11 protein-coding genes are annotated in these 14,810 nt (G+C 45.8%); 5 read left to right on the forward strand and 6 right to left on the reverse strand.

What is annotated here, in order from left to right:
* The first annotated feature begins 267 nt into the window (after positions 1-267).
* Genes rarD through B4240_RS04900 form a run of 3 tightly spaced genes read left to right on the forward strand, consistent with a single transcriptional unit; the run spans position 268 to position 2,205 of the window.
* Complete coding sequence (gene rarD, locus B4240_RS04890; protein ID WP_296237113.1) at positions 268-1,221, forward strand: EamA family transporter RarD; 954 nt, start codon at positions 268-270, stop codon at positions 1,219-1,221.
* Positions 1,222-1,262: 41 nt separating this feature from the next.
* On the forward strand, positions 1,263-1,682 hold the full coding sequence (folB, locus tag B4240_RS04895) for a dihydroneopterin aldolase (protein ID WP_296237114.1): 420 nt from the start codon (positions 1,263-1,265) through the stop codon (positions 1,680-1,682).
* The gene (locus tag B4240_RS04900) at positions 1,672-2,205 is read left to right on the forward strand and encodes a 2-amino-4-hydroxy-6-hydroxymethyldihydropteridine diphosphokinase (RefSeq protein ID WP_296237115.1); all 534 of its coding nucleotides are present in this window, start codon (positions 1,672-1,674) and stop codon (positions 2,203-2,205) included. Before folB ends, B4240_RS04900 begins: the two co-directional genes overlap by 11 nt.
* A gap of 186 nt (positions 2,206-2,391) precedes the next feature.
* On the opposite strand, the gene cysE is transcribed toward B4240_RS04900, so the two are convergent.
* The 6 genes from cysE to B4240_RS04930 form a co-directional block, all read right to left on the reverse strand.
* Entirely contained in the window at positions 2,392-3,303 is a 912-nt protein-coding gene (gene cysE / locus B4240_RS04905; RefSeq protein WP_296237116.1) for a serine O-acetyltransferase, read from the reverse strand.
* 205 nt (positions 3,304-3,508) lie between these two features.
* Positions 3,509-4,381, reverse strand: coding sequence for an RNA methyltransferase (locus tag B4240_RS04910; RefSeq protein WP_296237131.1), 873 nt, complete (start codon positions 4,379-4,381; stop codon positions 3,509-3,511).
* A gap of 26 nt (positions 4,382-4,407) precedes the next feature.
* The gene (locus B4240_RS04915) at positions 4,408-4,788 is read right to left on the reverse strand and encodes an Hpt domain-containing protein (RefSeq protein ID WP_296237117.1); all 381 of its coding nucleotides are present in this window, start codon (positions 4,786-4,788) and stop codon (positions 4,408-4,410) included.
* A 146-nt stretch (positions 4,789-4,934) separates the two neighbouring features.
* Entirely contained in the window at positions 4,935-8,651 is a 3,717-nt protein-coding gene (gene dnaE / locus B4240_RS04920) for a DNA polymerase III subunit alpha (protein ID WP_296237118.1), read from the reverse strand.
* Between the two features lie 356 nt (positions 8,652-9,007).
* Positions 9,008-10,966, reverse strand: coding sequence for a gamma-glutamyltransferase (ggt, locus tag B4240_RS04925; RefSeq protein ID WP_296237119.1), 1,959 nt, complete (start codon positions 10,964-10,966; stop codon positions 9,008-9,010).
* A gap of 241 nt (positions 10,967-11,207) precedes the next feature.
* Positions 11,208-11,765, reverse strand: coding sequence for a Spy/CpxP family protein refolding chaperone (locus B4240_RS04930; protein ID WP_296237120.1), 558 nt, complete (start codon positions 11,763-11,765; stop codon positions 11,208-11,210).
* A 203-nt stretch (positions 11,766-11,968) separates the two neighbouring features.
* Here B4240_RS04930 and B4240_RS04935 point away from each other — a divergent pair, with 203 nt between their 5' ends.
* A complete protein-coding gene (locus tag B4240_RS04935; protein ID WP_296237121.1) occupies positions 11,969-12,820 on the forward strand; it encodes a response regulator transcription factor in 852 nt (283 codons plus the stop codon).
* Between the two features lie 14 nt (positions 12,821-12,834).
* Positions 12,835-14,367 (forward strand): sensor histidine kinase, encoded by a 1,533-nt coding sequence (locus B4240_RS04940; protein WP_296237122.1) that lies wholly within the window; start codon positions 12,835-12,837, stop codon positions 14,365-14,367.
* Positions 14,368-14,810: the final 443 nt, after the last annotated feature.

Here is a 14,810-nt window from a genome sequence, read left to right on the forward strand (position 1 = left end):
AATTTGCCTAACCGCTGATACAGATCAGCGTATCAAGTATAGTTATTACCTATGAAACCCGTACCTGGCGAGGTAGTGGGTAGTTCATAATAGTGGTTGTCGTGAGCAATGTGTTGATGCCGTATTGGCATTAACCCATTGCTTTTTACCTTTTATCCTATCTGTAGTAACCCTGCGCCCTTACTTTTATCACTTTTGCTTTTATCACTTCATGATGGCTTAAAAGTAAGTGAGGGCGCGCTTTGCTCTAAAAAGTTGTATTGCCTTATGACTACTCAAAACGTCGTCAAAAAACCCGTTGCTCCTATTCAAACGACCAGACGCGGTATTGCCACCGCGCTGACCGCGTTCTTCATTTGGGGAGCATTTCCGTTATACTTTAAACAGCTCGCTGCTTATGATGCCACCGAGGTTATTGGCCACCGCATAATATGGACGTTTGCTTGCTTACTTATTGTATTGGTGGTGACCAAGCGCTGGCAATGGATTGATACGCTAAAGAAAAATCCAAGATGGATAGCGTTCTCCTTTATATCGGGCTTGATTATTGCCACCAACTGGCTGACCTATGTATGGGCGGTCAACCACGATCACATTCTTGAGGCCAGTTTGGGGTATTTTATCGGCCCCTTGGTGGGCGTGGCGCTATCGATGATTTTGTTTAAAGAGCGCTTGCGTCCTTTACAGTGGGTTGCTATTGGTTTTGCGCTATTATCCGTGTTAATTCAAGTGGTTATGATTGGTAGCCTGCCATGGATATCACTGATTTTAGCCTTTAGTTTTAGTACTTATGGCACCATTCAGCGCCAAACACCGCTTACGGCGGTTGATGCTATGTTTTTAGAAACCACCATGCTAGTGCCGATTTGTGTATGGTGGTTTTGGCAAGCCGATGTGGTGAGTAGTCAGTTAAGTTTTTGGTTTACCTCAAACATTTGGCTGTTAATGCTTGCAGGTCCGATTACGCTAATACCATTATTGCTATTTAATAAATCGACTAAGATGGTCGCCTTTAGTATTCTAAGTTTTATGAATTATCTAACCCCGACCTTTATTTTCTTCTTGGCGGTATTTTATTATAACGAGCCTTTTGATTTACATCGCCTCGCGGTATTTGGTTTGATCTGGCTTGGGCTGTTATTATTTAGCATTGATTTGTGGCGCCATCGCCCAAGTAAAGCGTTAAAAGCTGAGCGCTTACGCGAAGAGGCTTTATCGTAGAATTGTCTTAACATGACAGTATAATAAACAAGGATGAGAGCATGTTTCATACCGAATCTGATGTGGTATTTGTCAAAGGCTTAAAAGTAGAAGCGGTCATTGGTGTTTATGCGTGGGAGCGCGCCATTACGCAGCCGCTCCTGATTGATATAGTGCTTGAAACTGATATCAGCCGTGCTGCCGCCTCGGATGATGTCAATGATGCGCTGAACTACAAAGCGGTCTGTGACGATGTCAGCGCATGGTGCCAAGCCATTCAAGCGCAGCTGCTTGAGCATTTGGCCGGACAACTTGCCGATAAGCTGCTCGCCAAGTATGCCTGTCACAAATTGACGTTAAGAGTTGCTAAGCCCACTGCTATTCAACAGGCCGATGCGGTTGGGGTGCAAATCACGCGTTATGCCAAAGCGACAGCGACCGAGTCCGCGACAAACTACGATAGCCCATCTGATGACACATAAAGCGTTGGCTGATTTGAATCTTGAGGGCTTAAAAAAGTGCGCGTCTGAACAGCTGCAAACGCAGCCTGTGACGGCGGTGCTGCTCGCGCTTGGCAGTAATCATCAAGCTGAAAAATACTTACCACGCGCCCGAGAAAAGCTTGTGACATTAGGTAAAATGCAGCTATCAACGGCGTTTCAAAACCCTGATTTTACCTCCACGCTCAAGCTACCCAAACCTGACTATACCAATCAATGCGTTTATCTTGTACTTAGCACACCCGTCAATTTACAACAGTTACAGCAGATATTTAAACAAATCGAAAGTGACTGTCATAGACAACGTCTAACAACAGCGCAAACGCCAATAAACCCCCCGATAGAAACAGTCACCATGGACATTGATATTTTATTAGTAAAATTAGGTGATAAGCAAAATAGCCTAAGCAAGAAATGGATAATAATGGCAGATCGTTATCCATTTAAAGCACACGAAATGGCAGGAATTGAGGAGTTAAGGAAGGAAGGCAGTTTAAACGGCTAAACTAAACAGCTCAAATAACCTTAAAATCGGATAAATATTTGCAAATAGTTTCCGCTTTCTTACACTACAGAGTACCCTCATTTTTAACACTGTTTTTTGAAAATGAGGACACAAAAAAATACTTCTCAACAGTCTTCATCAATTACTGCGCGGTCAAACCGCCATCTAATCTTGTTGGCTAGCAGTTTACTTCTGCTCAGTACCCGTGGCATCCATATCAGCACGGCCGATGACGTCTAAATCCTCTAAGCACAGTTTGTCATATTCTTTTTTGCAAAAATTTGGATCAATCTTGCACATCGCCGCTTGTAATTGATCAAGACGGTTTTCTGACTGCTGGATGTGTTCGAGCATTTTAGCAAAAGCTTCGGCAACGGGATCTTGCGAAGAAGGATCAATACCATAAGCCTGAAACGCTGTCGCTCGTGCTGTACTTTGGGCTGCATCTTTGTCCTGATTGGTATCAGCTGTACCTGCTTGGGCGGCTTTTTCTTGTTGTTTGGCGTCCTGTACCTTGGTAATAATAGGATTGCCTTTTTCATCGTGATGATCTGAAATCATACGGGCGGCACTACCAACCATCGTTGCCCCTGCAGGCACCGGTTTGACCACCACGGCATTTGAGCCAATCTTGGCGTTTTTACCCACGGTAAATGGCCCTAGCACTTTAGCGCCAGCACCGACGATAACACCGTCCTCTAAGGTAGGATGACGTTTGCCATTATTCCACGACACGCCGCCAAGCGTCACGCCGTGATAAAGAGTAACGTCATTGCCAATCTCCGCCGTCTCACCAATCACCACGCCGACGCCATGGTCAATAAAAAAGCGCTTACCGATTTTGGCGGCAGGGTGAATCTCAATACCAGTGATGATACGCGAGCCGTAAGAGACGGCGCGCGCCGCCAGTTTTTGCTCATTTTGCCACAGACAGTGTGCGCCGCGATGCAAAATCAGGGCGTGGATGCCAGGGTAGGTCAACAGGACTTCTAGGCTATTACGCGCGGCAGGGTCGCGATTGAATACCGCTTCGATATCTTCTTTTAGGTCTTTTTTGATACGTGCAAGCGATTTGAACAAGGAGGTTGGCAATGACATAAAGCGTCCTATCTATTGTCAGGAAAATACTGTTAGGAAATATTGTCAGAAAAATATTCTTAGAAAAATTACGATGACATCTCTTAAAGTTATAACAGTTTTGGACCGTAAAACATAGCACTGACTTATAAGCGATACGCAAACGCACATCTGCCTATTTCAGCGTATAGGCGTATTTCGGAATATAAATATCGCGGCAATACCTCTAGCTTTTTGCAAGCTTAGCAATCAGCGCGCTTAATAGCTGGTACTCTTTTTGATCCAGTTGAACGCGTGAGCCAAGGCGCGACAGCCGCGCTGGTAATGATTTTAAATGTTCGCTGTCGGCCAAGCCGCGTTGAATCATCAAATCGGTGGTCCGCTGCACAAGCTGTTGTAGCTGCAGCTGGGTAATGGCAGGCTCATCCCACTGCTGGCGCAAATGCACGTTTAGCATAGGTTGAGCGTTTGTACTTTCATCCTTAACGCTACTAGTCGTTTGCACATGCGTCTGCGCATGAGCAAAAATAAAACTGGCAATCACTTGCACAGCTGAGGCAACGTTAAGCACTGGATAAGCGGGATTGGCATCAATTTGAATATGATAATCGGCGCAGGCCAGCTCTTCATTGGTCAAGCCGCGATCTTCACGGCCAAATAAAATGGCAATATTGGGCTTGCCGTTAGATTGCCTGCTTTTACTGTCATTTGCTACATCAACAGCAGTTTGCTTATCGATAAAGTCAAACATAATTTTGGCAGCTTGCGTTGGGGTGACAACAGGGCGCGGCATGTGACGGCTACGGCTGCTAGCAGCAAATACAAGCTGACAGTCCGCTATCGCCGATTCGAGCGTCGGCGTTATGATAGCTGAAGATAATACCTCACTGCCACCTGCTGCGTGCGAGACACTGGTTTCATCAATGGGCAGCTTTGGATCGACAACCGTTAGACGCGATAAACCCATGGTATGCATGGCGCGCGCGGCTGAGCCAATATTGGCAGGCAGGGTAGTATTGACCATCACGATTTGCAAGCAAGACAGATAATCGCTTACTGTGTGGCTGACAGTTACAGGCGCTAAATTTTTCGACGGCATTAAAGTTGAAGCAGAATCGTTATGCATTATAGCCCCAGTCTTTGCTTGATTTCTTGTTCAGTCTGTTGCAATACCGCTGCGACTTTTTCAATCAACTGCGCTTGGTCACTGATAAGGCGCTCACGGCAAGCTTCTTGTAACTGGCTACTCAGGCGGGTCAATCGGGTTGCGCCCAAATTGGCACTGGCACCTTTTAGCGCATGAGCAAGCTCATAGCCGTTGGCATTATCCTCGTCTTGTTGCGCGCGTCTTAGTTTGGCAATGCGCTCGTGACTGTCGGTAAAATAAACTTCAATCAAATCGGTAAAGTCTTCTTCTAACAATTCACGCATGTCTTCAAATTGCTCGTCGTTGATAATCTCGTCATCGGTTGGCGTATGTATATTATTATTAGGATGTTCAGTCATAATCATGTGTCCAGTAAAACGGTAAAAGTTAAAGCAGTTAAGTTAAAAATAATAAGGTTTTTAAGGCATCTAAAGAGGCTAACGGTAAAATAAGTTTATTAACCTGTAACGGCTATGCTAATAAGACCATGTTAGTAACGACCATGCTAGCTATAATGAAAATGCAAATTGTCTTCACTCACCATGCTCTTTAATTGCTGTAAGTTGTCATCGTTAGGATAGACGCGCCAATGCTCGGATAGCCCGACATTGGCAATACCGTATTCTTCATAAATGCTCAGGCCAAGCGGTAAGCAGTTATCGTTAATAGAGTCGTCTGTGTTACTAAGCGCGTTATTGGCATAGCTGCCGTTTTGACGCAGCGCATCTTGCGCCATATCATTTTCGAGCGCCAATAAATCATTGCCGTTTTCGTCATATAAGCTGCCGCCCATAGATGGGTCGTAAGCGCCGTTAGCACTTCCATTATTACCCTGTTCGTCCTGCTCATCGTGATAAGACAAGCGCGGTGCAGGGATGATGTCTGCTTGGGCCGATTTTAGTAGTGGCTGCATACGCATAAGCAGGTTAATGTCGCTGCCGTGGATTTTGATGCTAATCTTTTTCAGCCAGCGTAGGCGGGCATCAACCATACTCATGGCATTATCAAGGCGGGCAAATAGGCGTCCATCACGCTCACGAATACTGCCTTTGATAACAACGACCTCGTCAATTTTTAATTGTTCTTTTACGCGATTAAAGCGCTCGGCATAACAGCTGACCTCTAGGCGTGAGGTGCCATCGTCCAAGGTGATGACGTTGCGCGTACCAAAATTGGCAATATCAATAATCAAGCCTGCAAAGTAGCAGCTGCCGTTGTAGCCTGTATCCGTGAGCTTATCGAGACGTGCGCCTGAGGTATAACGTTTGAGCTCCTCACGATATTCATCGATAGGGTGTCCGGTTAAGTATAGCCCTAAGGTGTTTTTTTCCGCTTTTAGGCGATGTTTGTCACCCCAAATCAGCTCTGGCGTCATTTTTAGCGGCGGCGCAGCAACTACGCCATCCATTTCACCAAATAAGTCCATCATGCCAAGCTCATTGTTTTGACGGTCTTGTTCCGCCGCTTGTACCGCGCTTGGCAATTGGCTCATTAGCGCGCCGCGAATCTCGTATGCGGCGTCGGCTGGTAAGTCAGGTCGTAAGGTTGCGGCAAAGTCATCAAAACAGCCAGCACTGACCAATGCCTCAAGGGTGCGTTTATTGACCTTTTTAATATCAACGCGGCGGCAAAAGTCGTATAAATCTTTAAACGGTCCTCCGCGGCGGCGCGCATCAACGATAGATTCAACTGCGCCTTCACCCACACCTTTAATCGCGCCCAAACCATAAATAATATTGGTCGGCGTATCAGCAACGAAATGCCATTCACTGCGGTTCACCGAAGGGTTTACCACGGTTAAACCGAAATTTTCACGGCAGTCATTGATAAAAAACACCACGTTATCGGTGTTGTTCATATCGGATGTCAGTACCGCAGCCATAAATTCGGCAGGATAGTACTGTTTTAGATAAGCAGTCTGATAAGCAAGGACGCCATAAGCAGCAGAATGCGAGCGGTTAAAACCGTAACCGGCAAACTTTTCCATCAAGTCAAAAACGCCGCCTGACGTTGCTTCATCAATACCTTGCGCGGTCGCACCCGTGACAAAAATATCGCGCTGTTTGGCCATTTCTTCAGGTTTTTTCTTACCCATGGCGCGGCGTAGCATGTCCGCGCCGCCTAAACTGTATCCGGCCATAACCTGCGAGATTTGCATCACCTGTTCTTGATAAACAATAACGCCGTTGGTATTTTCTAAAATTGGCTCAAGGTTAGGATGGTCATAAATGACTTCCTCGCGGCCGTGCTTACGGTCGATATACATCTCGACCATGCCCGCATCAAGCGGACCAGGACGATACAGCGCGCACATGGCGATGACGTCCTCAATATTGGTCGGTTGCAATTTTGCCAAATATTTTTTCATGCCCATACTTTCTAGCTGAAAGACGGCGGTGGTTTTGGCTTCTTGCAACAGTTGATAGGCTTTTTTGTCATCTAACGGCAAGTCTTCTAACACCAAGGCCTCTTTGCGCTCGCGCGCGCGGCGCAGGTTGATGTTTTCTACCGCGGCGTTAATCACCGTTAAGTTACGTAAACCCAAAAAGTCAAACTTTACCAAACCAACGGCTTCGACGTCGTCTTTATCAAACTGACTGACGCGGTGGCCTTCGTCATCACAGTAAATCGCGCTAAAGTCAGTGATTTTGTGCGGGGCGATTAGGACGCCGCCGGCATGTTTACCGACGTTACGGCAGACACCTTCTAATTTGACCGCCATCTCCCAAATCTCAATGGCATCTTCATAATCCATATTATCAGGGTTAGAAATCAAGTCTTTTAGCTGCGGCTCTTGCTCAAGCGCTTGGCTAAGCGTAATCCCCGGCGTTTTTGGGATGAGTTTGGAGATTTTATTGGCTAAAAAGTACGATTTACTTTGCACCCGCGCCACGTCTCGTACCACCGCTTTTGCCGCCATGGTACCAAAGGTAATAATTTGCGAGACCGCTTCACGCCCATAAGTTTGCGCCACATAATCAATGACGCGGTCACGCCCTTCAATACAAAAGTCAATATCGAAATCGGGCATGGAGACACGCTCAGGGTTTAAGAAGCGCTCGAATAACAAGTCGTAATGAATGGGATCGAGGTCGGTAATGTTTAGCGCATAAGCGACCAAAGAGCCGGCACCAGAACCACGACCGGGCCCAACTGGCACGCCATTGGCTTTTGCCCAGCGGATAAAGTCCATGACGATTAAGAAGTAACCTGGGAAGCCCATCGATAAGATAACTTCAAGCTCATATTCTAAGCGCTCATCGTACTTTTGGCGAAATTCTTGCCAATTATCGGAGCGTTCTGTCACAGGGAAAAGCTTGTCGAGCCGTCTATCAAGGCCGCGCTTTGATTCTGCGCGGAAAAACGATTCAATCGTCTCGCCTTCAGGCACAGGAAATTCAGGCAGAACGTTAATGCCAAGCGTTAAGGTCACATTACAGCGGGTGGCTAAGCGCAAGGTATTATCAATGACCTGCGGAATGTCGGCAAACAGCGCCTCCATTTCCTGCTGCGTTTTTAGATACTGTTCATCTGAATATAGCCGTGGACGATTGGGATCGGCAAGTACATACGAGCCTGCGATACAAACGCGCGCTTCGTGAGCGTCAAAATCCTCTTGTTCCAAGAAACGCACGTCGTTGTGAGCAATAATAGGAATGCGATGCTTGGCACCGGCATGAATAGCGGCTTTAATAAAAGCATCTTCGCCTGAGCGATTGGTGCGCTTAATAGCAAAGTATAAGCGATCATCAAACTGCGTTTGCCACTCACTAAGCAGCTCGTCAGCTTTTTCTGGCATAGAGCCGACCAACGCCTGACCGACATCGGATTTTTCGGTAAATAGAACAATGACACCTGCCGCGTGCTCTAAAACATGACGCCGCTGCACCACTGGCACACCATGATTGGCAGCATCGGCGCGCCCTTCGGTAAAGCCAAGTGACACGATACGGGTGATATTTTGATAGCCTTCATTGTCCATCGCCAGTAGCACCAGCCGCGTGTCCTCATTATCCATAATGATTTCACTGCCGATAATGGGCTTGATCCCAGCTCCCAAGCAGGCGCGATAAAATTTCACGGTCGCATAAAGGTTGGATAAATCGGTCAATGCCAGCGCGCTTTGATTGTCTGCCGCCGCCGCTTTAATCAGCGGTTTGATACGCACGATAGAATCGGTAATGGAATATTCGCTGTGGATGCCAAGGTGTACAAATGCCATAGAAGACTCTTACTGGTGCAATCAAAAGGGAATAAGTTGTATGATGATAAAATTTTTATTATCAATACGTTATGCTTTTTTGAGAAGGAGTAGGACGCAAAAAGTGATGTTTTGAGCGTTTAAAGTTGGTCGTCAATAATAGCATTATTTGGCGCAGACAGCCACTGCTTCAAACGTGTAAGAGGAAATGTAGGGGTGGAAAAAGGAAGATTAATTATGAAAAACGATTTGAATTAACTTAACCAAAAAAATGCCCTCTATACGATATAAGAAAAGAGGGCGGGATGAAGAGTAGAGAATGGTATTATTTGTAATAGTTTTTAAAAATGCATCCTTCTAAAATTAATCCTCAAGTTTTAATAACCCACCACCGCCGCATCGACAATACGCGGATCAGAAGAGCCATAAACGCCATTTGGGGTAATCATAATCGACTGCGTTGAACCCATCGCTGCCTGCGGGCTGACCTTATGCCCCATTGACTCGAGTTTTTTAATCGTATCAACATTTAATGCCTTTTCGATACGAATCTCATCGGGTAGCCATTGGTCGTGGATACGCGGCGCATGGGTGGCTTCAGCGATATTCATATCGTGATCAATGACATTTGAGATGACTTGCGTGACGGTAGTGATAATGCGGCTACCACCCGGGCTGCCGGTAACGATATAAGGTTTGCTGTCTTTAAATACGAGGGTTGGGCTCATCGAAGACAAGGGGCGTTTATTAGCTTCGACCGCATTAGCATCGCCGCCGATTAAGCCATAAGCATTAGCAACGCCCGGTTTAGCAGAAAAATCATCCATTTCATTGTTTAATAAAATCCCCGTACCTTCAGCGACAAGCCCCGTTCCATAAGAGAAGTTCAGCGTATAAGTATTGGCCACCGCATTGCCGTCTTTATCAACAATAGAAAAGTGCGTGGTTTGATCACTCTCATACGGTAATGGATTGTTGGCCTTAACGGTAGCGGCGGGGATGGCTTTATTTGGATTAATTAAGCTGCGCAGTTTATCGGCGTAAGCTTGCGATGTTAGACCGCTGGCAGGCACATCAATAAAGTCAGCATCTCCTAAATACTCGGCGCGATCGGCATACGCTAACTGCATTGCCTCAGCCATCAAATGAATGGTTTGGGCGCTGTTTTGACCGTAGTCTTTTAGCGGATAGCCTTCCAAAATATTTAAGATTTGCACGATATGAATACCGCCAGAAGATGGCGGCGGCATCGAGACAATCTCATATCCCCGATACTCGCCCTTGACTGGCTCACGGGCGATGGCCTCGTAATTGGCTAAGTCTTGCAAGCTCATATTGCCGCCAGCCTCATTGACGGCTTTGACCAATTTATGCGCCGTTTCGCCTTTATAAAAGCCATCAATACCTTTTGCGGCGATCAGTTTAAGAGACTTTGCCAACTCTGGCTGACGTAGTAGCTCACCCGGCTGATAGGCACTGCCGTCTGCTTTAAAAAATATCTTTTTGGTACTGGGCCATTTTTGCAAACGATCACTTAACACTTCTAGCGATTCGGATAAGCCTGCGGTGACTGTTATACCATTTTCAGCCAAGTTAATCGCTGGCGCCATGACTTGCTCGCGGCTCATGGTGCCATGATCGTCTAGCGCTTTTAATAGTCCTGCTACCGTGCCCGGTACACCAACCGCTAAGCCGTGATAACGGGACAAATCACTAACCGCATTGCCGTCTTTATCGAGATACATATCACGCGAGGCGCTACTTGGCGCTTTTTCGCGATAATCGAGCGCCACCGTTTTGTCTTGCTTGGCATCATAAATCATCATAAAACCGCCACCGCCGATATTGCCCGCACGCGGCAACGTAACCGCTAACGCAAAGCCAACGGCGACTGCTGCATCAACGGCATTGCCGCCATCCTTTAAAATCTGTAAGCCAATATCAGAGGCCAGCGCTTCTTGGCTTGCAACCATGCCGTTTTTTGCCCAAACAGGGTGGTGAATGGCGTCGGCTGAGTAAATGGCTTGATCGGTTTTGGCGGTCTTGTTACTGACGGTGTCTGTACTTTTGGCAGTGGAAGGCGCTGGAACAGAAGATTTGGATTTTGTAATACGCTGAGTTTCAGACAATACGGTCGGATTATCAGCCATAATCGCTAGATTAATCGCGCTGGTATTAAGCGACGTTGGATTAATGGTGGTGGTTGCGCTAGCAGGCTTTGCTTCTGCGCCATAAGTAGAGACGGAAATTAACAGGGTACTGCTGATAATAACTGCGGCAGATGCTAGTTTTTTATGGGTGAGCGTTTGGGCCGAATGAGAAAACAGGTTTAACATCGCAAAGTCCTTTTTACGAGGGTGGTAAGGTTGAGGGGAAATAACTAATACGCTTAACGAATACGCGTAAATATAGTATATCGACTGCTTTTTTGATTAGAAATACTATAACAGTATTTCACGCCACTTAAAGGTTAAATTCTATAGATGAACAAAAAAACGCACCGGCTAACCGATACGTTTTTTGTATATATTTTAAGTATTTCATTTCTTGTTAAAGTATGGCAGTCAATGACAAACCTTACTGCTGATGCTTGCTGTGCATCTGACGGTGTCTTGAGCCACGATGACCTTTTGCTTTTCTTTCTGCTTTTAATTGCGCCATCTTTTGCCGCTGTTCAGGGGTTAGTACCTGCGCGATAGCGTGTTCGGTTTGCACACGTTCAATAAAGCGCTGCTTGGTTTTTGCCGCTTGTTGATCGGCTAGGCGATTGACCGCTGCGGTATCTAAGGTTTTGGCGTTGGTTAACACTTGTATTTGTTGTTGCATTTGCGCGTGCTCTGCTTGATATTTGCTGCGGTCGTTTTTATGACTATTGTATTTTTCTTGCATAATGGCTTTAATTTGCGCTTGCTGCGTCGCTGTCAAATCTAGCTGCGCCATAGCGCCTCTCATGCCGCCTTTGTGCATACCATCTTTATGCATACCGTCTTTCATTCCAGCTTTGTGATGTTTTTGTATACTGGTTGTTGTTGGCGTTGCTGACGTCGTATCGGTGGTGGCGTTGACACTGGTACAGCCCGTCACTGTTAAAACGCTAGAAAGTGCGAATACTGAGCCTATCAATAGTTTTTTCATCATGATTACCTTAATTGTTACCGTAAATTATGGAGCAAACGTTATTTATTAATAAAAAAGTTTTTTTGTCTGATAGGTAATGGTTAAGTGTCCCGAATAGCCACTATTAACCTTTACTTACCATCGGTGTTTGTTGCTGATAGTCGCTATCATACGACAGCTAGAAGTTACGAACATTTATGAAATATTAAGAAAGGTAACGTTTGTTGCACAAAGCTCGGCGCTTGCCTGATAATATGCGCCATACTATGGCATGCTTGGGCTTGGGCTTGGGCTTGGGCTTGGGCTTGGGCTTGGGCTTGGGTAGTTATTTGACTAAGCTGCGAGAAGATAGAAAGGAATGGAGGATAATGATGGCAAATATTTTACTGGGTGACGATGATGAAGAGTTGACCCAACTGCTGCAAGAGTATTTGCATAATCATGGCATCCAAAGCGACTGTGTCCATGATGGCGAGGCGGTCATTGAGCGCTTAAAAGTAGCGATGCATGATGACGCGCCTTATGATTTATTGGTGCTTGATATTATGATGCCAAAGTTAGATGGGCTCAGCGTCCTGCGGCAGTTGCCTGCTATTAGTAATATTCCTGTGATAATGCTGACGGCAAAAGGCGAGGAGATTGATCGTATCATTGGGCTTGAGCTTGGTGCCGACGATTATATTACCAAGCCTTGTAACCCGCGTGAGCTGCTGGCACGTATTAACGCGGTGATTAAACGTAGCCGTATTACCGCATCAGGTGCGGCCACCTCCGAGCACACGCCACTGCCAGAGAGTCGCCTGCATTTAGACCAACATCAGCGCCTTTGTCAAATAGATGGCGTCGAGTTACAAGTAACTGGTACAGAGTTCGATTTACTGGTGGCGCTACTCAAACAAAAAGGCGAGGTGGTAAGCAAAGCATGGCTATCACAACATGTCTTACAGCGTGAGCTACAACCGTTTGATCGCAGCCTTGATGTACATGTGTCACGCCTACGTAAAAAACTACAGCCTTTTCATGAAGAGCCTATTAAGGCGGTTCGTGGTAAAGGCTATCAGTTGGTACTGTAATGACGGACTCATCGATGCCTAATGCTACATTTAAGCCAAGAATCACGCTGTTTTGGCGGCTGTTTTTAAGTCTGCTATTGACAGTGCTTATCACCTCTATCATCTCAGTCATGGTAGAACGTTGGCTTAATGGGAAAGAGCTCAGCGCTCGGATGGATGTGCAAATCGAGCGTCTTTTACTCAAGCGTCAAGAAGTGGTTGATGCGCTACAAGCTGGTGATTTATTGGCAGTCCGGCAGCTGTATCGTCAAGACCGACGGCTGATGAGCCAAATCAGGATTTACGATGCGCAGGGCGTTGTTATTTTTCCGCGCTATCGTTATAGGGAGGAGCGTCAAAAAAACACGCAGGACGTAGAGCATGCCTTGCCATCGCATCCTATGTCTGACAATCGACGAGCTTACCATGATAGAGATAGCAGGATTTATGAAAAACCTTCTGTCCTTAATGAAATCCTACACTCAGCGATGCCTAATAGAGAGGCCATTCTTCACCCTGAAAACAGACCTGAATTGGCAGATTTAACCGTAGTCTTGCCAGACGGGCAAACGGCGATTATACAGCTGCGCCCGCATTTGCGCTTTGCCGATGTCTTAGCGCTGCAACGCGGTAATTTTGCGGTACGTTTGCTATTGATTATTCTTTTTAGTGTGCTGGTCTGTTTTTGGCTTAGCCGTACGCTGACGCGGCGCATCGGTCGAGTGCAGAATACAGTTCACCGTATGATTGACGGCGACTATGAGGCAAATCCGCAGTTATCAGAATTAGGCTCTGATGAGCTGGGGTTATTGGCAAAAGACGTTTCCCAGTTATCGACGCGATTGGCTGAGAGTGAGCTTGCGCGCAAGCAAATGCTCAGCGATATCTCGCATGAGCTGCGCTCACCACTCGCGCGCCTTGATGTTGCGACTGAACTGACGCGCGACTTTGCGCCCAATGCCAGCCGCTACCTCGACCGTATCGATAAGGAATCGGCACGCATGAATGAGCTGATTGAGCAAATCATTCATATTCAATCTTTGCAAATGCAGCAATATACCATCGATAATTTAGAAAATGATGCCGTAGATATTATTGAACTCATCACTGAGATTGGTAAAGACGTCTGTTTTGAGTTTCAGCATAAAAATGTGCGTTGGCAATGGGCACCGCCAGATGCTTTATTATCAGCGCCCTTAACCGTGCTTGGCAATCAAGAACAGTTGCATAGCGCCCTTGAAAATATTATCCGAAATGCTTTTATGCATACCTCATCAGGCTCGGCCGTCGCTGCTAAAATCACAAAAACAAGATTAGCTAATAAAAGAGAGGCCGTTGCAATCAACATCACAGATGAGGGTGGCGGGGTAGCAGAAAAAGACTTAGAGCGTATTTTCCAGCCCTTTGTCAGGCTTGATAGTGCCCGCCATCGGGAAACGGGCGGATACGGATTGGGATTGGCCATCGTTCATGCGGTCATCATCGCTCATAAAGGTCAAATCAATGTCTATAACCGCAAAGACGGTATTCAAGGCTTGGTGGTGCAGATTGTGTTACCTGTTCAATAACAACGATTAGGATATGTCCTCATGTTAAAAACGAGGATACATATGAGATAAATCGTAGATAAATAAGGAAAGTAGTACAGATAATCTCGAGATATTATCTAGCCATTTTTAGCCTATGTAGATGATTATTTTTAGCATGGAGGACAAGCTTTAATAAGAAAAAATCAGTAAGAGAAGTTTACCATCTAATTTATATTCAAAATTATGAATATATCGGACGAACGGTAGTAAATCTCCGACGAACGGCATTGTTACTCTCTTTATATTCATTAATAATCATATACAGAGAGTTATAATGATTTTACAAAACGAGACCTACTATTTCTTAAGTATCGCTCTGAGTAACATTTCTAAATGTATTGTGCGTTCCTATTAATTTATAACCCGTTTTATCTTGTCGTATTAACTCTCTAAACATGGATTTTAACTTTGATTTTCAAATC

This window comes from Psychrobacter sp. UBA5136 (assembly GCF_002414005.1).
GTDB lineage: Bacteria > Pseudomonadota > Gammaproteobacteria > Pseudomonadales > Moraxellaceae > Psychrobacter.

What these genes read in the sequence shown, in the direction of transcription:
- B4240_RS04900 (WP_296237115.1), top strand. Translation starts at nt 1,672, where the DNA reads ATGACACATAAAGCGTTGGCTGATTTGAATCTTGAGGGCTTAAAAAAG.
- cysE (WP_296237116.1), bottom strand. Translation starts at nt 3,303, where the DNA reads ATGTCATTGCCAACCTCCTTGTTCAAATCGCTTGCACGTATCAAAAAA.
- ggt (WP_296237119.1), bottom strand. Translation starts at nt 10,966, where the DNA reads ATGTTAAACCTGTTTTCTCATTCGGCCCAAACGCTCACCCATAAAAAA.
- dnaE (WP_296237118.1), bottom strand. Translation starts at nt 8,651, where the DNA reads ATGGCATTTGTACACCTTGGCATCCACAGCGAATATTCCATTACCGAT.
- B4240_RS04930 (WP_296237120.1), bottom strand. Translation starts at nt 11,765, where the DNA reads ATGAAAAAACTATTGATAGGCTCAGTATTCGCACTTTCTAGCGTTTTA.
- B4240_RS04910 (WP_296237131.1), bottom strand. Translation starts at nt 4,381, where the DNA reads ATGCCGTCGAAAAATTTAGCGCCTGTAACTGTCAGCCACACAGTAAGC.
- folB (WP_296237114.1), top strand. Translation starts at nt 1,263, where the DNA reads ATGTTTCATACCGAATCTGATGTGGTATTTGTCAAAGGCTTAAAAGTA.
- B4240_RS04940 (WP_296237122.1), top strand. Translation starts at nt 12,835, where the DNA reads ATGCCTAATGCTACATTTAAGCCAAGAATCACGCTGTTTTGGCGGCTG.
- B4240_RS04915 (WP_296237117.1), bottom strand. Translation starts at nt 4,788, where the DNA reads ATGACTGAACATCCTAATAATAATATACATACGCCAACCGATGACGAG.
- rarD (WP_296237113.1), top strand. Translation starts at nt 268, where the DNA reads ATGACTACTCAAAACGTCGTCAAAAAACCCGTTGCTCCTATTCAAACG.